The 18,006-nt window shown below is 70.9% G+C and carries 17 protein-coding genes and 1 pseudogene; 1 reads left to right on the top strand and 17 read right to left on the bottom strand.

Annotation, left to right across the window (positions count from 1 at the left end):
- The first annotated feature begins 25 nt into the window (after nucleotides 1-25).
- Nucleotides 26-466, top strand: coding sequence for a hypothetical protein (locus OP04_RS54065; protein ID WP_033345341.1), 441 nt, complete (start codon nucleotides 26-28; stop codon nucleotides 464-466).
- Nucleotides 467-646: 180 nt separating this feature from the next.
- Here the strand turns inward: OP04_RS54065 and OP04_RS40690 are convergent, their stop codons facing one another.
- The 17 genes and pseudogenes from OP04_RS40690 to OP04_RS40610 all read right to left on the bottom strand — a co-directional run bounded on the left by OP04_RS40690 (nucleotide 647) and on the right by OP04_RS40610 (nucleotide 18,005).
- Nucleotides 647-1,099: a transcriptional regulator gene (locus tag OP04_RS40690; protein ID WP_033345413.1), complete on the bottom strand. Its 453-nt coding sequence runs from the start codon at nucleotides 1,097-1,099 to the stop codon at nucleotides 647-649.
- A 263-nt stretch (nucleotides 1,100-1,362) separates the two neighbouring features.
- Entirely contained in the window at nucleotides 1,363-2,106 is a 744-nt protein-coding gene (locus tag OP04_RS40685; protein ID WP_033345340.1) for an NERD domain-containing protein, read from the bottom strand.
- A gap of 170 nt (nucleotides 2,107-2,276) precedes the next feature.
- On the bottom strand, nucleotides 2,277-3,161 hold the full coding sequence (locus OP04_RS40680; RefSeq protein WP_033345339.1) for a DUF5926 family protein: 885 nt from the start codon (nucleotides 3,159-3,161) through the stop codon (nucleotides 2,277-2,279).
- A gap of 216 nt (nucleotides 3,162-3,377) precedes the next feature.
- Entirely contained in the window at nucleotides 3,378-3,833 is a 456-nt protein-coding gene (locus tag OP04_RS40675) for an ATP-binding protein (protein WP_051799836.1), read from the bottom strand.
- 52 nt (nucleotides 3,834-3,885) lie between these two features.
- Nucleotides 3,886-5,343 carry a sensor histidine kinase gene (locus OP04_RS40670; RefSeq protein ID WP_033345338.1) on the bottom strand — a complete coding sequence of 486 codons (1,458 nt, stop codon included), beginning with the start codon at nucleotides 5,341-5,343 and terminating at the stop codon, nucleotides 3,886-3,888.
- Nucleotides 5,344-5,428: 85 nt separating this feature from the next.
- On the bottom strand, nucleotides 5,429-5,764 hold the full coding sequence (locus OP04_RS40665; protein WP_033345337.1) for a rhodanese-like domain-containing protein: 336 nt from the start codon (nucleotides 5,762-5,764) through the stop codon (nucleotides 5,429-5,431).
- A 20-nt stretch (nucleotides 5,765-5,784) separates the two neighbouring features.
- The gene (locus OP04_RS40660) at nucleotides 5,785-7,044 is read right to left on the bottom strand and encodes an LCP family protein (protein ID WP_085067167.1); all 1,260 of its coding nucleotides are present in this window, start codon (nucleotides 7,042-7,044) and stop codon (nucleotides 5,785-5,787) included.
- Between the two features lie 66 nt (nucleotides 7,045-7,110).
- Nucleotides 7,111-8,178: an LCP family protein gene (locus tag OP04_RS40655; protein ID WP_198154158.1), complete on the bottom strand. Its 1,068-nt coding sequence runs from the start codon at nucleotides 8,176-8,178 to the stop codon at nucleotides 7,111-7,113.
- Between the two features lie 187 nt (nucleotides 8,179-8,365).
- On the bottom strand, nucleotides 8,366-9,622 hold the full coding sequence (locus tag OP04_RS40650) for an LCP family protein (protein WP_033345336.1): 1,257 nt from the start codon (nucleotides 9,620-9,622) through the stop codon (nucleotides 8,366-8,368).
- 57 nt (nucleotides 9,623-9,679) lie between these two features.
- Complete coding sequence (locus OP04_RS40645) at nucleotides 9,680-10,657, bottom strand: UDP-glucuronic acid decarboxylase family protein (protein ID WP_033345335.1); 978 nt, start codon at nucleotides 10,655-10,657, stop codon at nucleotides 9,680-9,682.
- Between the two features lie 168 nt (nucleotides 10,658-10,825).
- The gene (locus OP04_RS40640) at nucleotides 10,826-12,502 is read right to left on the bottom strand and encodes a solute symporter family protein (protein WP_033345409.1); all 1,677 of its coding nucleotides are present in this window, start codon (nucleotides 12,500-12,502) and stop codon (nucleotides 10,826-10,828) included.
- Nucleotides 12,503-12,507: 5 nt separating this feature from the next.
- Nucleotides 12,508-12,843: a DUF485 domain-containing protein gene (locus OP04_RS40635; RefSeq protein WP_033345334.1), complete on the bottom strand. Its 336-nt coding sequence runs from the start codon at nucleotides 12,841-12,843 to the stop codon at nucleotides 12,508-12,510.
- Between the two features lie 160 nt (nucleotides 12,844-13,003).
- A pseudogene (locus tag OP04_RS40630) lies at nucleotides 13,004-13,528 on the bottom strand (flavin reductase family protein); the annotation flags it as partial.
- A gap of 64 nt (nucleotides 13,529-13,592) precedes the next feature.
- Entirely contained in the window at nucleotides 13,593-15,236 is a 1,644-nt protein-coding gene (locus tag OP04_RS40625) for a hypothetical protein (protein WP_033345332.1), read from the bottom strand.
- Entirely contained in the window at nucleotides 15,227-15,976 is a 750-nt protein-coding gene (locus OP04_RS40620; RefSeq protein ID WP_033345331.1) for an ABC transporter ATP-binding protein, read from the bottom strand. Before OP04_RS40620 ends, OP04_RS40625 begins: the two co-directional genes overlap by 10 nt.
- A gap of 26 nt (nucleotides 15,977-16,002) precedes the next feature.
- The gene (locus OP04_RS40615; protein ID WP_033345330.1) at nucleotides 16,003-17,637 is read right to left on the bottom strand and encodes a sodium/solute symporter; all 1,635 of its coding nucleotides are present in this window, start codon (nucleotides 17,635-17,637) and stop codon (nucleotides 16,003-16,005) included.
- The gene (locus OP04_RS40610) at nucleotides 17,634-18,005 is read right to left on the bottom strand and encodes a hypothetical protein (RefSeq protein WP_033345329.1); all 372 of its coding nucleotides are present in this window, start codon (nucleotides 18,003-18,005) and stop codon (nucleotides 17,634-17,636) included. The genes OP04_RS40615 and OP04_RS40610 overlap by 4 nt, the downstream gene beginning before the upstream one ends.
- Nucleotide 18,006 lies beyond the last annotated feature (1 nt).

Genomic DNA, 18,006 nt, shown 5'->3' with positions numbered 1-18,006 from the left:
GCGGTCGGACGGGGTGGGGGACGGGGTGCGCGGCAGCGTGGGTGCCGGGCTGGGCAGCGCCGCCTCGTCGCAGGCCACCGCGCGCACCGCGGCCGGCGCGGCACCGCGGACCCTGGGACTGCACACGTTCGTCCCCGCGGTCACCAGCTTCAGGCTCTCCGGCGCGCCGCTGGTCACCACGAACAACGGTTCCGCCTCCGGTATCGCGACCTGGCTGATCTGCCACGTACCCGCACAGAACGGACCGCTGGTCACCCGCGCGGTCCCGGTAGCCGGCACCAGCCCGCCGGTGTTCCGCATCAGCGCGATCACGCTCGCCGCGGACGGCTTCCCACCGCACGCCACCAGCACGCTCTCGGCGAACCCGGTCGTCGGCACCGCGGTCGGCGTCGGCCAGGGCGCGGGCACGGTCGGCAAACCATCCGCCGGAACCGACGCGGCCGCGGACGGCACCGCGTGGGATTGACGCTGTTCCTCCAGCTCAGGCGGCACCCCACAGGCACCGAGCACCACACAGACCCCCAGAGCCACGAGGGTACGCCGTACGCGCAGGACAACCACGAGGCTAGATATTAGGCCCGTCGCGGGTCTGAGCCGAGCATCTGGCTTTCGCCCTCGGAAGTTTTCCCCCGGCCAGGAAGGAGGCTCAGGTGATCTGCGCGAAGAACGTCAGGGAGCCGCTCACGGCGGTGTCGTGGAAGAGCGGCGTCGCGATGCCGTCGACGGTCTCGTCGGTGCCGGGCTCGGCCGCGCCGTCGACGCGCATCAGCCCTCGGGCCAGCCGCCCGGACGTGACCGCGAGCAGCGGCGGGATCTTGTCGATGTCCGAATCGGTGAGCAGGTTCCGATTCGCGGTGAAGTCGATCAGGCGCAGCACCTTGAGCAGCGGCCGGCCCACGATCTCGTTCGGGTCGCCCATGCCGAGCAGTGTGCAGCACGACGGCGAGGCCGCCACGATCGTGAGGTTCGTGTCGATCACCAGGCATTGCTCCGCCGCGGACTCCGCGACCGCCGCCCACCCGGCCATGCCGGTGAGCTGCGCCGACACCGGTGGCGCGAACTGGTGACCGGAGAGCGACAGCTCGATCTGGTGTGCCAACACACGCCTCCCAACCCTGTGTCGACGGACCATGGCGGGCCGGACCTCGACAACTTTAGCCCCGAAAGATCGCTTCAGCCCTGCCGGGATACCGACAGCAGCCACCAGCGACGCAACCCATCATCGCGCAGGTGACCGCAGAAGTCGGGACCCGGACGGGCCGCTCGGCTTTTGGTCTTATTGGTCTGAGACGCGCGCGCGAACGCCGGTGTTCTCAGCCGGACGAGAGGTCCGGATGAGAACACCGCCGTCAGCGGGCCGGTTCAGCGCGGGCGCTTGTCGGCTGCGGTACGACCGTCGGAGTACCACCGGTAGTTCTCGGCGGCACGATACGGCGCGTTCAGCCAGGTGGAGGGGTGTTCGGCGACCGCCGTGAGCTTGCTGGCGGTCTCCGCGCTGATCCGGGCGCCGCCCGCGACCAGCAGACGGTCCAGCTCGCGCTCGGTGGCGACGAGACAGTCCTTCGGCAGGCCGTAGACGCTGATCACACCGGTTCCCACGAACGTGAGCACGGGCGTGACCGGGATCGCGTGACCGACCGCGGCGGTGAGCGCCTTGGCCGCGCGCTTGGCGTCGCGCCTGGCCTCGGACACGTAGTTGGGGCGCTTCCCGTTGATCTGCACGACGTCGCCCGCGATGAGCACGCGGGCCCGGCCGTGATCGGCGACCGCGACCGCGAAGATGCCACCCGGGCCGATCGCCAGGAACCCGGCGCGCTCGTCCTGCGCGTCGAGGTCCAGCAACTGGCTGGGAGACATGTCGGCACGGGGCCAGTCGACGATGTGCCACGCCGGGCCGAGACGGTCCAGCCGCGACAGTGCACGGTGGCCGGCGGCCTCGATGCGGCGCGCGTCACGCTCGGCGCGGCGGCGACGGGCCCATTCGACGGGACCCGGTCGGACGCCGTCCAGCGGCACCGGGAGTCCGTCGTCCTGGCGGGGACGGATCTCGCCGGCGGTGAGCGCACGTTGAGTGGGGACGGTTGTACGAGCGGAAAAGACAGACATCGGTACCTCCGGCAAAAGGTCCCATTGGTTGTCGTGACACTACGGTACGTGGTTGACCCGGCACGGAAGAAGCCCCACGCCCCGGAATTCTGCGGAGTGAGACATGAATCCGTGCTATTCACCTTTTTCCCACATGGCGCACACCGCCGCGAGCCGACGGGCCGGGAAGATCAGCGAAGAGTGAGCTGACGCCCGAGAAGACCCTGCTTGGCGCGCCGGGCGGCACTGTCCAGAGTGTCCTCACTCAGCGCGTCGGCGTACCGCTTCGCGAAGTCGGCCAGTGGCGACTCCCACTCCGCGGCCTCCTGGTCGACCGGGAGGTCCCAGACCGGCACCAGCAGCCCGTGCGCCCGGAACATGCCGGCGAACTTCGTGTCCTCGCCGAGCTTCAGCTCTCCGGCGGCGCTGAGCCGGGCCAGCGCGTTCAGCGCGGCGTCCTCGTGGTCCGGCAGCACCCACCGCACGTGGGATTTCTCCGGTACGCGACACCAGTACGCCGACGGCGCCGCCGCCAGTCGCACGGTCGGGTAGACGGACGCGTTCGCCCGCTCCAGCGACGCCGCCACGTTCGGGTCGTCGGCAGCGCCCTCGTCCAGCCAGAACTCGAACCCGTCGTGCATGGTGACGTCCAGCGGGCCGTCCGCGAGCACGTCCTGCAGCCGCGGGCCGGGGCCGGGCAGCGCGGGCACGGAGACGGTGCCGCCCGGCGTGGTCTCCAATGCGGACAGCAACGCGGCGGCCAGGTCGCGGGAGACGTCCCCGGACTGGATGTGCCGCTGCAGGCCGATGAAGACGCGCCCGTCCGGGCGGGTCATCGCGGGCCAGGCCATCGGCAGCACGGTCGCGAGCGTGACGCTGCGCTCGCCGTACTTCTCCACCAGCTCCGGGGCCAGACGCAGCGGCGCGGACGCGGCCGGGACCAGCTCGCGCAGCGCGACCCACTCCGGCTCGTCGGCGAGACCCTCGAACGGCCGGTGGACGAAGATGTCCCGGACCTTCTGGCGTTTGGGTGCCGCGTCGGCGGCGGACTGAGTGTTCCTACGGCGCTTGCTCACGGCGACCCAGCCTAGGCGGTCGCCCCCGTGGCCGTCTCGTCCGGCACGGGTCCCGTCCGCGGGATTTTCGCGGAGCGCGTGCCCGGACGTGTCTCGAACCGGGTCTCGGGCCGGACCTCAGGCGGGTCTCGGGCGGGTCCCAAGCGGGCCTTGGGCGGGCCTCGACCGGGCCTCGACCGGGCCTCAAGCGGGCCTCGGGCGGGTCTCCGGCGGGCCTCAGGCCGGGTTGAACTCGGCCCAGACCGAGTGGCCGGATGCGTCCCGGTCCGTGCCCCAGCACCGTGCCAGAGCTGCCACGATGCCCAGTCCGCGGCCGTCGATCGCGCGCGGTCCGGCCTCGCGCACGCGCGGTCCGGTCGCGGCGCCGCCGTCGGTCACCCGGACCTCGAGCACGCGCGCGTTCCCGGCGGCCCGGCGCAGCCGCCAGCTCAGCCGGATCACGCCGCCCGGCAGCGGTCGCGCGTGCCGGATCGCGTTGCTGAGCAGTTCGGCGACGACCGTGACCACGTCGCACAGCAGGCCCGCGGTGATCGCGCCGGTCAGCTCCTGGGTCATCCGCCGCCGTGCGGCCCGGACGCCCTGCGCGTGGTGCGGCACCACGAGGTTCCAGGACCGGTTCTCGCCGGGCGACGTCGCGCCGCCGCTCCCGGTCTCCTGTTGCACGGCCGTCATGCGCCGCCCCCTCGCAGGTCTCAGCAAGGGCCCTCCCCCGCGGCGTGACCTGTCAGCCGCGGGGGAGGCGCACCTCTACGATCGCCCCTCCGCCCGGCCGTGGCCGGATGGAGGCCCATCCGTTCTGCCGCTCCACGATCCGGCGGACCAGGAACAGCCCGAGGCCAGCACCGGGATAGCGGCGGTGGTCGCCCGTCTCGCCCTGCCAGAAGCGGTCGAACGCGCGTTCCACGTGCTCAGGACGTACCCCGATGCCCCGGTCGCTAATCCGGAACGCCACGGTCTGCTCGTCGGCCTCGGCGATCAGCTCGATGGGGGAGTCGCCCTCCGCGTACTTCCCCGCGTTCGTCGCCAGCTCGGTGAGCACGGTGGCGACCGCGGCCCGGTCGCCGAGCGCCTTCGGCAGATCCTCCGGCAGTGCGAGCGTGATCCGGCGGCGCAGGTCGGTCGGCAGCCCGGTCACGGCCGCGCGCAGCGCCTCCACCAGGTCGAAGGGGGCCGGGGTGGCGCCGCCGACCGGGCCGAGGCCGCCGGTCGTGGCCAGCAGCCGGTCCACCAGCCGGGCCAGGTCGGTGGAGCGCTGGCCGATCGCGCGGGCGGCCTCGCGGCGGTCCGGCTCCCCCAGCTGGTCCCAGTGGCCGGTGAGCGTGTCCGCGTACCCCTTGATGACGGTCACCGGGGTGCGCAGCTCGTGGCTGGTGACGGCGAGGAACAGGTCCCAGTCGTGGTTGAGCTGGTGCTGGTCGCTGACGTCGCGGAAGGTCACCACGCGCGAGTACGACCGGCCGGGCAGGTCGCCGGCCGCGATCTTCATCCAGCGGCCGTCCGGGAGACGGTGGTCGATCACGCGGCCGGTCGGCGGCGACGGGAACGGCAGCGGGCGGTTGAGCGCCTGCGCGGCGGTCCTGCCGGTCACCCGCTCCGCGGCCGGGTTCCACAACCGGACGTAGCCCTGGGAGTCGACGATCGCCAGGCCGTCCGCGAGCGCGGCCACCACCGGGCCGTCGCCGTGCACGGGCAGGCCGGACTGGTCGCCGTAGAGGTGCGCGACCGTGACCGCGACGTAGCCGAGCAGCGCGTGCTCCTCGGTGCCGCCGGCCTCGTCGTCCGCGAAGAACGCGTGCAGCGAGCCGAGCGCGAGCCCGCCGGCCTCGACGCGCGCGCCGAGCATGCGCCGGATGCCGCGCGAGGCGAACTGCTGCGCCAGCTCGGCCGGCAGCGCGCTGACCGGCACGTCGTTCGTGGCCGGGCCGGAGAGCAGCTTGGCCACGGACGGGTCCGCATGATCGACCGCGCGGCCGAGCGCCCAGCTGGAGGCGCCGCAGGCCGCGATCACGCGGCCGCGACTCGGCCCGAATTCGGCGAAGGAGACGCCGAGCGCACCGAGCGCGTTCTGCACGACCTCCAGCAGCCGGTTCAGCGCGGTCACGCCGGACGCGCCGGAGTTGATCATGTTGACCACGGCGGTGTGCCCGGCGATGAACGCGGCATAGTCGGGACGGTCCGGCATGGGTATGAGTCTGCCTCGCCATCGTGGGTTTCGGCAGTGGCCGGTCGCACGAGGGCGCCGAGCGTCACACTTGACGCGCCGGACGTCAGATGATGCGCGCGGGAGTCCCGTCGTCGGTGACGACCTCGCGGGACGCGGCCGACCAGGACTTCATGCCGCCCTCAAGGTTGCGCACGTTGTCCCACCCGTTGTTGATCAGGTAGTTCACGACCTGGCCGCTGCGGCCGCCCATCCGGCAGATGACGACCACGTCGCCGTCGGAGGGGATCTCGTCCAATCGGGCCGGGACCTCCTGCATCGGCAGGTGGTGGGCGCCGGGCGCGTGGCCGGCATCCCACTCGTCCTGTTCCCGGACGTCGAGCAGGTAGGCGCCGTCCGGGACGTTGCCGGCGGTCACGCCGGGGAGCTGTGATCCAAACACGTCCCCCAGCGTACGACCCGTCAGCTCCGCGAAACGACCTCGGGGTTCTCGATCACGAAATCGATCAGCCGGTCCTCCCGTACCGCGGAGAACATCCGCACGCTGAGCTCGGAAAGCTGCTCGTACTCCGTACCGTCGATGGTCACGGGGTTGAATCTGCCGCCGTTGGTGTTGAGCGTCAGCAGATCGCCGGCGGCCACCCCCTTGAGCGCGAAGATGAAATCCGCGATCGGGATGCCGCCGGTGTCCAGGGTGAACGCCGCCCCGGCCGCGTGGATCAGGCTGTTGACCTGCAGCGGGTTGGTGGCGATGCCGCCGTCCGTGGCCTTCCGCACGATTGCCTTGATCATCTGCTGCTGGTGGCGCTGCCGGCCGTAGTCGCCGTCGCTGAGGCTGTAGCGCTGCCGGGAGAAGTCGAGCGCCTGGGTGCCGTTCATCTCCTGGCAGCCGGGCTCGTAGACGACCGGCTCGGCGGCCCAGCGCCGTCCGGACCGGCGCGCGTCCGTCTTGAACATCTGCTCGCCGTCGATCATGACCATGTGGTGCGAGACGGTCTCCTCGTCCACGCACATCCGCACGCCGCCGAGCGCGTCGATGACGTTCTTGAACCCGCCGAAGTCGATGATCGCGGCGCCGTCGAAGCCGATGCCGGTCGCCTCCTTCAGCGTCTCGGCCATCAGCTGCGCGCCGCCGGCCCAGTCGCCGCCGTTCTGCGCGCCGTAGTAGAACGCGTCGTTGACCTTCGCGGTGGCGCCGGGGAAGCCGTTCTTCTCGAACGCCGGGATCTCGGCCAGCATGTCCCGCGGCACGGAGATCAGGAACGCCTGATCATGGGTGGCCGGCACGTGCAGGATGACGATCGTGTCGGCGCGGGTGTTGTTCTCCTCCCAGCTCTGCCGCACGTCCACGCCGAGCAGCAGCATGTCGATCGCGCCCTCCACGCTGTCGCCGCCCTCGGCCGCGCTCTTGCTGCCGTCGCCGAGCAGGTTGTCCTGGGTGATGTTCTTCGTCGCCTCGCCGATCAGCACGTGTGCCCCGGCCAGCGCGCCGACGCTGAGCATCAGCACCACCGTGCCGAACGTCACGGCCAGGCGGGCCCAGAGCGGGCTGCGGCGACGGCGGTGACGATCACGGCGCCGCCGCCCGGTGACCGGTGCCGGCTCCGGAGCGGGCACCGGCGGCAGCGCGGCCTCGACGATCGGCCGGACGATGGTCTGCACGCGGGTCGGCGCGTTCCACCGGGGCTGGGCCGGGGCGTCAGGGCGGTACCGGACGTGCATGCCGAACTCTCCCAGGTGGTGACGATACGGACATCACCTGGTGTAACGAGCCTGCGGAAGATCGGGTCAGCCGGACTTCGCGATGAACTGCGGGTGCTCGATCAGGAACGTGCCGAGCGTGCCGGTCTTCGCCGCGGCCAGCATGTCGAGCGACTCGTCGTCGAGCGTCTCGTAGGAGACGCCGTCGATCAGCTCGGAGCGCAGATTGCCGGAGTTGGTCTTGATGAGCATCAGGTCGTTCGCCGCGACGCCCTTGAGCGTGAAGACGTAGTCCGCGACCGCGATGCCCTGCGTGTCCAGGATGAACGCGTCGCCGGCGGCCTTGGTCAGGTTGTTGAGTTTGCCGAGGTCGGTCAGCACGCCGCTGGACGTGGCCTTCTTGGCGATCGCCTTGATCAGCTGCTGCTGGTGCCGCTGACGGCCGTAGTCACCGTCGCTGAGGCTCTTGCGGATGCGGGCGTAGTCGAGCGCCTCGGTCGCGTTCATCGTGCGGCAGCCGGTCTTGTGGACCAGCGGCTTCACCCCGTCCGGCAGCTGGATGCCGTTGGTCTCCGAATACCACCCCTGGACGAGCTTGCCGTCGGCGTCCACGCCGAGGTGGGCCGACTCGGCCTCCTCGTCGACGCACATGTCCACGCCGCCGAGCGCGTGGATCACGCTGGCGAAGCCGTTGAAGTCGATCAGCGCGGCGCCGTTGAACGTGATGCCGGTGATCTTGTTAAGCGTCTTGGCCAGCAGCTCCATGCCGCGGCTGCGCTTCTCGATCTCCGTGCCGTCGCCCTGGTAGCCGTACGAGAAAGCGGCGTTGATCTTCTCGGTCGAGCCCTCGAAGCCGGTCTTGGTGAACGCGGGGATCTCCACGCGCCAATCGCGGGGTATCGAGATGAGGTACGCCTGGTCGTGCGTCTCCGGGATGTGCAGGATGATGATCGTGTCGGAGAGCACGGACGTGACGGAGGAGCCCTCCTCGCGGGCGTCGATGCCGACCAGCAACAGGTTCACCGCGCCGTCGATGTTGTTGCCGCCCTCCTGGGCGGCCGCGCCGGCGTCGTCCTGCAACAAATTGGTCTGGGTGATCGCGCTGGTCGCCTGATTGATCAGCGTTTGCGCGGCGACCAGAGTGCCTCCACTCACGACGATCAGAACAGCGCCGAAAATGAGGATGAGTCGCGCCCACAGCGGGTCCTTACGACGCTTGGCCGCCACTCGTGAAATCCCCTCGCCTCTTGACCGTATGGCCGCCAAGTTAGGTTCGGATGTCAAACTTCCGGCGTCCCAGAGGTTGCCGTACGGTTAACAACCCCTGGGAAACCGCTTGGTGTCACGGGGTGGTCTTGGCCGGTGGCTCTGCGTTCGCCTTCGTCCAGTCGCCCATCCGGTCATTCGCGATCGCGTCGAAGAGCGCGAGTGCGGGCTCCCGATCGGAAAGCACCACGGATTGACCGTCCCGCACATCACTGCCCTTGTTCGGACTGGTGATGAACGTCAAATCGTCACTGCGCAGACTGCGGAATTCCAGCGCCATGTCGACGAGCGAGAACTGCTCGTCCACGGTCACCGCGTTCGTGGTCGCCTTGAGGAACGCGTCCATCCGGCCCGCGTCGGTCAGCGTGCCGGAGCTCGCGGCCTTGTCCAGCAACGCCTTCAGGAACTCCTGCTGGTGGCGCATGCGCGCGAAGTCGCCCTCCGGGAACTGCTTGCGCTGCCGGATCCAGTCCAGCGCCTCCTCGCCGTTCATGTGGTTCACACCCTGCTCGAAGGTGCGGAACGGCTTGTGGATCGACGTGGTCTTCTGCTCGACGGTCAGGTCCACGCCGTCCAGCGCGTCGGTGACCTGCACGAAGCCGGCGAAGTCGATCGCGGCCACGTTGTCGATCCGCACGTCCGTGAAGCACTCCACGGTCTTCACCGCCAGCGGCAGGCCGCCGAACGCGAACGCGGCATTGATCTTGTTCGGCGCGCTGTCGGAGCAGTCGGCGCCGGCGCTGGTCGGGATCTGCACGTACAGGTCTCGCGGTATCGAGACGAGGTAGGCCTTCTGGTGGTCGGCCGGGATGTGCATCAGGATGATCGTGTCGCTGCGCCACTCACTGGCCTGGCCGCTCTGCGCGTCCGGGTCACGGGAGTCGCTGCCGACCAGCAGTATGTTCATCGTGCCCTCGACCGGCTTCTCCGGCCGGCCGTCGCGCAGGTCCGCGAACGCGTCGGTGCGCTTCAGATCGCCGTTCAGATTCGCCGCGTACGCCCAGAGGCCGCCGCCGAGCGCGAGCAGCAGGACCAGCACCGCGATGCCGCCGACCAGCGCGATCCGACCCCACTTCGGGCGCAGGGGAGGCCGGCCGCCGCTGTAGGTGCCCCGCCCGCGCGGCGGCTCACCACCGCGGCCGCCGCCACCGGACCTGACCGGCGCGCGCGTGGCCGCGGGCCGGGCGGTGCCCCGCCCCGGGCGCACCGAGGCGCCGCCGCGCACCGTGGTGCCGCTGCTGCCGCCCGGCGCGGACGCCCGGCTCCGGGGACCCGCCGCATCACGCCGGTACTCTCCGGCGCCGAATGATCCAGGTTGTGCCGTGGGTGACATGTATCCCAGAGTACGTAGCTATCGCACATTCGCTCGGCGACGCACAGTAAATACAGGTCAGCTCACTCTGGACCGGAAGTACTCGATCGTCCGGCTCAGGCCCTCGTCGGGGCCGACGGACGGCTCGTAGCCGAGCAGCGTGCGGGCCAGCGTCAGGTCGGGGCGGCGCTTCTCCGGATCGTCGGACGTGCGCTCGATGAACGCGACCTCGGACGCGCTGCCGGCCAGCTCGGTGATCTTCTCGGCCAGCTGGCGCATCGTGAACTCGTGCTCGGTGCCGCAGTTGATCGGCCCGGTCTCGGTGGAGTCGAGCAGCAGCAGGATGCCGCGGACCAGATCGTCCACGTACGTGATCGAGCGGGTCTGGGAGCCGTCGCCGTGCACGGTGATCGGCTCACCGCGCAGCGCCTGGCTGATGAACGTCGGGATCGCGCGGCCGTCGTCCGGGCGCATGCGCGGACCGTACGTATTGAAGATGCGGACGATCGCCACGTCGGTGCCACGGCTGCGGTGGTAGCCCATGGTCGCGGCCTCGGAGAACCGCTTCGCCTCGTCGTAGACGCTGCGGATGCCGACCGGGTTGACGTTCCCCCAGTACGACTCCGGCTGCGGGTGCACCTGGGGGTCGCCGTACGCCTCCGAGGTGGAGGCCATCAGGAACCGGGCGCCGTCCGCGGTGGCGCGCTCCAGCAGGTTGAGCGTGCCGATCGAGCCGACCCGGAGGATCTCCACCGGCAGCGAGCCGAAGTCGGTCGGGCTGGCCGGCGAGGCCATGTGCAGGATCGCGTCGAACCGCTCCGCGATCGCCGGGTGGTGACCGGGCAGGCCCTCGGAGATGTCCGCCTCGACCAGCGTGAACCGCGGGTCCTCGGCCAGGTGACCGAGGTTGTCCTTGGCGCCGGTGATGAAGTTGTCCACCGCCACGACCGTGCAGCCACGGCCGATCAGCGCATCGACAAGGTGCGACGGGACGAAGCCGGCTCCGCCGGTGACGAGAACCCGGTGGCCCTCTCCGAAACGCTGGGCAATGACCATGGTGCCCAGACTATAGGTCGCCCCGGACGCAGCGAAGGGGCGGTCAGGTGCTGACCGCCCCTTCCACACAGCGTGTCAGTGAGCCTTTTTCAACGTGGTCCCAACCCCTGCGCGCCCGTCCCGTCGGCTTGAGCGAAGCGTGCACCCGCTGGCCAGGTTGAAAATTGCTCAGTGAGCCCCGGCGCCGGTGATCGATCGCACCTCGAGCTCGGCGAACTTGGCCGGATCGGCCTTGTCACGGCCGATGACCGTGCCGAGCCAGCCGCAGAAGAAGCCGACCGGGATGGAGACCAGACCCGGGTTGGAGAGCGGGAAGATGTCGAAGTCCGCGTTCGGGAACATGGCGGTCGGCGCCCCGGACACCACGGGCGAGAGGATGACGAGTCCGACGGCGGTGATCAACCCGCCGTAGATCGCCCAGACCGCGCCGGACGTGTTGAAGTTCTTCCAGAACAGCGAGTAGAGGATCGCCGGCAGGTTGGCCGAGGCCGCCACCGCGAACGCGAGCGCCACCAGGAACGCCACGTTCAGGCTCTGCGCGAAGATCGCCAGCACGATGGACACGGCGCCGATGCCGAAGGCGGAGATCCGGGCCACGTTCACCTCCTGGCGCTCCGAGGCCTGGCCGCTCTTGATCACGTTGGCGTAGAAGTCGTGCGCCAGCGAGCTGGACGAGGCCAGCGTCAGACCGGCCACCACCGCGAGGATGGTCGCGAACGCCACCGCCGCGATCACCGCCAGCAGGATCGAGCCGCCGGTCTCGCCGCCCAGGTACCGCTCGCCGAGCGCCTGCGCCAGCTGCGGCGCGGCCGTGTTGCCGGCCTTGTCCTGCGCGGTGATGTTCGCGCTGCCGACCAGGGCGGCCGCGCCGAAGCCGAGCGCCAGCGTCATCAGGTAGAAGACGCCGATGATGCCGATCGCCCAGAGCACGCTCTTCCGGGCCGCCTTCGCGGTCGGCACCGTGTAGAAGCGGATCAGGATGTGCGGCAGGCCCGCGGTGCCGAGCACCAGCGCGATGCCGAGCGAGAGCAGGTCCAGCTTGCTCCAGAGCGTCTTGAGCGCGTCGGCGGACTCCACGCCGTACCGCAGGCCGGGCTGGAGGAACGCCTCACCCTTGCCGGACGCGTCCGCGGCGTTGCCGAGCAGCGACGACAGGTTGAACTTGAAGGCCGCGAACACCATGATCGTCATGACCAGCGCGCCGGTCATCAGCAGGAACGCCTTGACGATCTGGACGTACGTGGTGCCCTTCATGCCGCCGATCGTCACGTAGACGATCATGAGCACGCCGACCAGCACGATGGTCAGCTGCTTGGCCGCGTCCGCGTCCATGCCGAGGAACGTCGCGCCCGGCTTGATGCCGAGCAGCAGCGCCACCAGCGCGCCCGCGCCGACCATCTGGGCCAGCAGGTAGAAGATCGACACCGTGATGGTGGAGACCGCGGCCGCGGTGCGGACCGGCTTCTGCCGCATCCGGAACGCCAGCACGTCCGCCATCGTGTACTTGCCGGAGTTCCGCAGCAGCTCCGCGACCAGCAGCAACGCCACCAGCCAGGCGACCAGGAAGCCGATCGAGTAGAGGAAGCCGTCGTAGCCGGACAGCGCGATGATGCCCGCGATGCCGAGGAACGACGCGGCCGACATGTAGTCGCCGCCGATCGCCATGCCGTTCTGGAAGCCGGAGAACGACCGGCCACCGGCGTAGAAGTCGGCCGCGCTCTTGGTCTGGCGGCTGGCCCAGATCGTGATGCCCAGCGTGAGGATCACGAAGACCACGAAGAGCGAGATCGTGAGGGTACGGGCGGTGTCGTTCGTGGCCTCGGCCGCGAGGACGTCCAGGTTGATCAGTTTCACTTGGCGTCCTCCGGGCCCTCGAGCTCCGCCCGGATCCGGTCCGCGATCGGGTCCAGGCGCTGGTTGGCGTACCGCGAGTAGAACCACGCGATCAGGAACGTGGTCACGAACTGGAGCAGGCCGAAGATCAGCGCCACGTTGACGTGGCCGATGACCTTGATGGCCATGAAGTCGCGCGCGTAGGCGCACAGGATCACGTAGAGGGCGTACCAGAGGAAGAAGGCCACCGTCATCGGGAAGATGAAGTTCCGCAGGGACTTGCGCAGCCCCGCGAACTCATCGGTCGCCTGGACGGCGACGTATCTGCTGTTGTCCGGAGTGTCCGTACTCATGTTGCCGGTACACCAACCTTCACGGGTGTGGGCCGATTCGCTTCCGCACCGTAGGAAGCCGGCGACCGGCCGTGAAGTATTGATCGTCATCCCGGTCGGGAGTTGCGCTGAACGGACATGCCACTGCGCCCAGTGACCTGGGTCACGCCGTTTACCGGTCGCTCAGCTCCCGGTATCGCCCTCGGTAGTGCAGCAGCGGCGCTGCGTCCCCGGTCGTCTCGACGTGCGCGACCGTCGCCTCGACCAGCAGCGTCCAGCCCATGTCACGAGCGCCGTCGATGCGGCAGCCCGCCCAGGTCCCGCTGCCGGCCGGGACCGGGCCCCACTCGGTCTCGGTCCACGGATCGGCGCGGAACAGGCCGCCGGGCGCGGGCATCAGGCCGGCGAACCGGTCCGCGAGCTGCCGGTGCGGCGGGCCGAGCGGCGTGACCGCGATCCGGCCGGACCGCTCGGCCGCGTCCCACAGCTCCGACTCCGGGTCGACCAGGCCGAGCACGCGGGCCGGGTCGCCGTCCGCGATCAGCGTGGAGGAGACGGTCAGGCCGGCCGGGCCGGGCGTGGTCCACAGCGTCACCGGCGAGGCCAGCCGGCCGCGCAGCCGCCGCACCGGGGACTTCTCCGCGTCCGGCGTCGCGAACGGGTCGGTGGCGTGGATGCGGGCACCGGGTTCAGTCATGCGTCCATCATTCGCCGGGCCGGGATCCGGTCATCGCGGGGGACCGGATCCCGCCCCGCGGGATCGGATCCCATCATCGCCGGGGCGTGATCGCGGACAGCAGCTCGGGCATGCGCCGGTCCAGCAGCCGGCCGGCGAAGCGGGTGCCCAGCCACAGCGCGGTCCCGCCGTAGAGCACGCCGGCCGGCAGCCCGGCCCACACCCACGTCTCCTCCGCCAGCGTGGACATCGCGAAGACCGGCACCGAGAGCAGCAGCGTGCACAGCATCGCGGCGAAGCTGAACAGGCTCTTCGTCACGCCGGCGCCGGTGTTCACCGCGAACGGGTTCGTCGTCTCCGGCAGCGAGAACGCGCCGAGCACGGACACGAACAGGTTGATCGCCACGCCGCAGCCGTACGCGGCCGCGGCCGCGCCCCACATCGACGGGATCCAGCCTGGCCGGTGCAGCACCAGCGCCAGCGCCACCGGGATCACCAGGATCAGCGGGCCCAGGTAGAACGAGAAGCCGGCCACCCGCGCGCGCAGTTCCGCGGCCCCGGGCACGCCCGCGATGATGTTCGCGGAGTAGGCGGTGCCGTCGTAGCCGAACTGGTTCGCCAGCCCCACGCCGCCGAGCACGCCCACGAACACCATCGACGCGCTCACCGTGGTCAGCGACGGCGGGATGGCCGCGGACCCCTCGATCAGGCCGCGGCTGCCGATGTTGACCATCAGCGGCACGAACATCCCCACCACGGCGAACGTGATCAGGTTCGCCCGGCGCCGGGTGTCCCGCCACCAGTACCGCACCTGCAACGCCACCAGCGCGCCGGACCGGCTCCGCGGCAGCCCGCGCAGCAGGACGGGGTACAGCCGCGTGGTCGGCGACGTGTGCGGCGTCTCGCGCGTGCCCCGGCCGGACGTGGTGGTCGCGGTGCCGACCATCGCGTTCTCCAGCGTCACCGACCACCACCACAGCAGCGCCGCGATCGTGCCGGCGACGATCAGCAGCTTCAACGGGACCGCCCACCAGCGACCCTCCACCACGTCCAGACCCAGCGTGTACGCCGCGGCCAGCGGCGTCCAGCCGAGCACCCGGGCGACGCCGGCCAGCACGTTCCAGTCCGCGGTCCGGGCCGCGGCCAGCAGCCCGATCTGCAGCGGCCCGAGCAGCGCGGCCAGCACCGCCAGCAGGATCGCGGCCAGGTCCCGGACCCGGCGCGACCGCAGCATCGCGGAGAACGCGCTGGTCGTGGCGCGGCTCAGCGAGACGCACAGCAGCAGCCCGGCGACCACGCCGACCGCCTGGAGCGCGCCCGCCACCGGACCGCCGCGCAGCAGCGCGGCCACGGCCAGGCCGGACGTGGCGGCCAGCGTGGCGAACGCGGGCACACCGGCCAGCGCGGCCGCGAACATGCCGCTGACCAGCGTGCGGCGGTCCAGCGGCAGCAGCGCGAACCGGGCCGGGTCCAGCGTCTCGTCCACGCCGAAGAAGACCAGCGGCATCAGCAGCCAGCCGACCACGACCGCGGCACCGCCCAGGCCGCCGACCAGCACCAGGCTGGTGTCGGTACGCGCGAAGCCGGTCGCGGAGAACAGCACGAAGCCGATCACGGAGAACCAGGCGCCGAAGAACAGGCCGATGACGAACAGCGCGATCCGCCACCGCTGCCCGCGCAGACCGTTGCGCATCACGCGCAACTTCAGCCCCACGAAATGCCAGGGCGTCACAGCCATGCGAGCTCCTGGCCGGTGGCCGTACGGCCGCCCACCACCTGCACGAACACGTCTTCGAGGGAGCGGCCGGCCCGGACGTCCGCGATCGTGCCCGCGGTCAGGATCCGGCCCTGGGCCAGGATCGCCACGTGCGTGCAGATCCGCTCCACGACCTCCATCACGTGGCTGGAGAAGATCACGGTGTTGCCGCTCGCGACGTACCGCTGAAGGATGTCCCTGATCAGGGCCGCGGACACCGGGTCGACGGCCTCGAACGGTTCGTCCAGCACCAGCATCTTCGGCGCGTGCAGCAGTGCGCAGGCCAGCCCGATCTTCTTCTTCATGCCGGCCGAGTAGTCGACGACCAGCGTCCGGTCCGCGTCGCCGAGCGCCAGCACGTCCAGCAGCTCGCGCGCCCGCTGGTCGACCACCGCGGCCGGCATGCCGCGCAGCAGCCCGTGGCAGGCCAGCAGCTCCGCGCCGGTGAGCCGGTCGAAGAGGCGCGCGCCGTCCGGCATCACGCCCAGCATGCGTTTCGCGGCCAGCGGGTCGGTCCACACGTCGTGGCCGAGCACGGTCGCGGTGCCCGCGTCCGGCCGCAGCAGGCCCACGGCCATGGAGAGCGTGGTGGTCTTGCCGGCGCCGTTCGGCCCGAGCAGGCCGTAGAACGACCCGGTCGGCACCTCGAGATCGACGCCGCCCACCGCGACCTTGTCCGCGAACCGCTTCGCGAGTCCGTGCAGCGCCAGGGCGAACGTCATGAATCGACCGTATCCGGTCCCGGCACTCAGAGGTGCAAAGACTCCGGCGCGTGCAACCGGAGCATGGTGGCGCCGACCGTGCCCGGCAGGTGCCGGCGGGTGGCCAGCGAGACCAGGACCATGGTGGTGAACGCGAGCGGGACGGTCCACGCGGCCGGCTGGGCCACCGCCTCGGCCGGCCACCCGGACAGCGGCGGTCCGAGCACCGTGACCAGCACCGCGGCCACCGCGGCGCCGCCACCGGTGACGATGCCGGCCACCGCGCCCGCGGCGGTGAGGCCGCGCCACCAGATGCCGAGCACCAGCAGCGGGCAGAAGCTGGACGCCGCGACCGCGAACGCGAGCCCGACCACCTGCGACACGTCCAGCGAGGCCACGTTCAGCGCGAGCAACAGCGGGATCACGCCGCCGGCCACCGCGGCCAGCCGGAACGTGTGCACGGAGCCGCCGCGGCCGAACACGTCCGTGGCGAGCACGCCGGCCACGCTGGTGAGCAGGCCGGAGCTGGTGGACAGGAACGCGGCGAACGCGCCGGCGGCGACCAGCGCGGCCAGCAGCTGACCGCCCAGCCCGGTGCCGATCGCCGCCGAGGGCAGCAGCAGCACGGCCGCGTCCGTGTCGCCGGTGAGCAGCAGCTGGGGGGTGTAGATGCGGCCGAGCGCACCGTAGATCGTGGGCAGCAGGTAGAACGCGCCGACCATCGCGAGCACGACCAGCGTGGTGCGCCGCGCGGCCGCACCGTCCCGGTTCGTGTAGAAGCGGACCAGCACGTGCGGCAGGCCCATGGTGCCCAGGAACGTGGCCAGGATCAGCGAGTACGTGCCGAAGAGGCTCCCGCCGCGGCCGGGCAGCAGCCAGTCCAGCCCGTCCGCCATACCCGCGACGGCCGGCACCGCGGCCCCGGCCGGGAACGTCAGCTCGTCGCCCGCCTTCACCGTCAGCACGCTGCCGTCGGTCATGGTGAGCGTGGCCGGATGCTCGATCGTCACGACCGTGGCCTGCGGAAACGTCAGTCCGTCCACCGGCGAGGGCCGGCCGTCCGCATTCCAGACCAGGACCAGGAAGATCGCGGGTACGGCGAGCGCGGTCAGCTTCAGCCAGTACTGGAACGCCTGCACGAACGTGATCGCCCGCATCCCGCCCAGCGCCACGTTCGCGGTGACGACGACGCAGACCAGCAGCGCACCCAGCGCGTACGGCGCGCCGGTCACGGTGGCCAGCGTGAGCCCGGCGCCCTGCAGTTGCGGCACCAGGTAGAGCCAGCCGATGAAGACCACGAACACGGTCGCGAGCGTGCGCAGCCGCCGGGAGCCGAGCCGCATCTCGCAGAAGTCCGGCAGCGTGAACGCGCCGGACCGGCGCAGCGGCGCGGCCACGAACAGCAGCAGCGCGAGGTAGCCGGCGGCGAACCCGACCGGGTACCAGAGCACGTCGACGCCGTTCTTCAGGATCAGCCCGGCGATGCCCAGGAACGACGCGGCGGAGAGGTACTCGCCACCGATCGCGGCCGCGTTCCAGGCCGGGCTGACCATCCGCGACGCGACCAGGAAGTCCGAGGTGGTGCGCGCCAGCCGCAGCCCGTAGAAGCCGATCGCGACGGTGGCGACGGTCATCAGGACCACGGTCGGGATGACGAACGGATTGTGTGCGGCGTTGATCATCGGCGCTCGACCAGGTCGGCGAAGTCCTGGTCGTTGCGCTCGGCCAGGTGCACGTACGCCCACCCGACCAGGACCAGGAACGGGAACGGGACCACGCCGAGCAGCAGCCACGGCAGGTTCACGCCGAGGACCGTCACGGTGCTGACCGACGGCGCGATCGCGAACAGCAGCGGCAGTCCGCCGAGCCCGACGCCGACCACCACGGCCAGCCGCACGGCCAGCGCGAACTGGGCCCGCATCAGACCGCGCAGCAGCGCCTCACCGACCTGGTTCTGCTCGGCGAGGTCCGCGCGCGCCCGGTCGGCGGCCGCGCGTGGGCGGCCGACCTCGGCGAGCACGACCCGTACCCGGGCGGGCCGGTCCGGCATG

The organism is Catenuloplanes japonicus, from assembly GCF_000717135.1.
Lineage (GTDB): Bacteria > Actinomycetota > Actinomycetes > Mycobacteriales > Micromonosporaceae > Catenuloplanes > Catenuloplanes japonicus.
This window is presented reverse-complemented; position numbering and strand designations above follow the sequence as displayed.

Coding starts and splice junctions, on each gene's coding strand:
- OP04_RS40685 (WP_033345340.1), bottom strand. CDS start 2,106: ATGTCTGTCTTTTCCGCTCGTACAACCGTCCCCACTCAACGTGCGCTC.
- OP04_RS40675 (WP_051799836.1), bottom strand. CDS start 3,833: ATGACGGCCGTGCAACAGGAGACCGGGAGCGGCGGCGCGACGTCGCCC.
- OP04_RS40670 (WP_033345338.1), bottom strand. CDS start 5,343: ATGCCGGACCGTCCCGACTATGCCGCGTTCATCGCCGGGCACACCGCC.
- OP04_RS40660 (WP_085067167.1), bottom strand. CDS start 7,044: ATGCACGTCCGGTACCGCCCTGACGCCCCGGCCCAGCCCCGGTGGAAC.
- OP04_RS40650 (WP_033345336.1), bottom strand. CDS start 9,622: ATGTCACCCACGGCACAACCTGGATCATTCGGCGCCGGAGAGTACCGG.
- OP04_RS40645 (WP_033345335.1), bottom strand. CDS start 10,657: ATGGTCATTGCCCAGCGTTTCGGAGAGGGCCACCGGGTTCTCGTCACC.
- OP04_RS40635 (WP_033345334.1), bottom strand. CDS start 12,843: ATGAGTACGGACACTCCGGACAACAGCAGATACGTCGCCGTCCAGGCG.
- OP04_RS40625 (WP_033345332.1), bottom strand. CDS start 15,236: ATGGCTGTGACGCCCTGGCATTTCGTGGGGCTGAAGTTGCGCGTGATG.
- OP04_RS40620 (WP_033345331.1), bottom strand. CDS start 15,976: ATGACGTTCGCCCTGGCGCTGCACGGACTCGCGAAGCGGTTCGCGGAC.
- OP04_RS40615 (WP_033345330.1), bottom strand. CDS start 17,637: ATGATCAACGCCGCACACAATCCGTTCGTCATCCCGACCGTGGTCCTG.
- OP04_RS40610 (WP_033345329.1), bottom strand. CDS start 18,005: ATGCCGGACCGGCCCGCCCGGGTACGGGTCGTGCTCGCCGAGGTCGGC.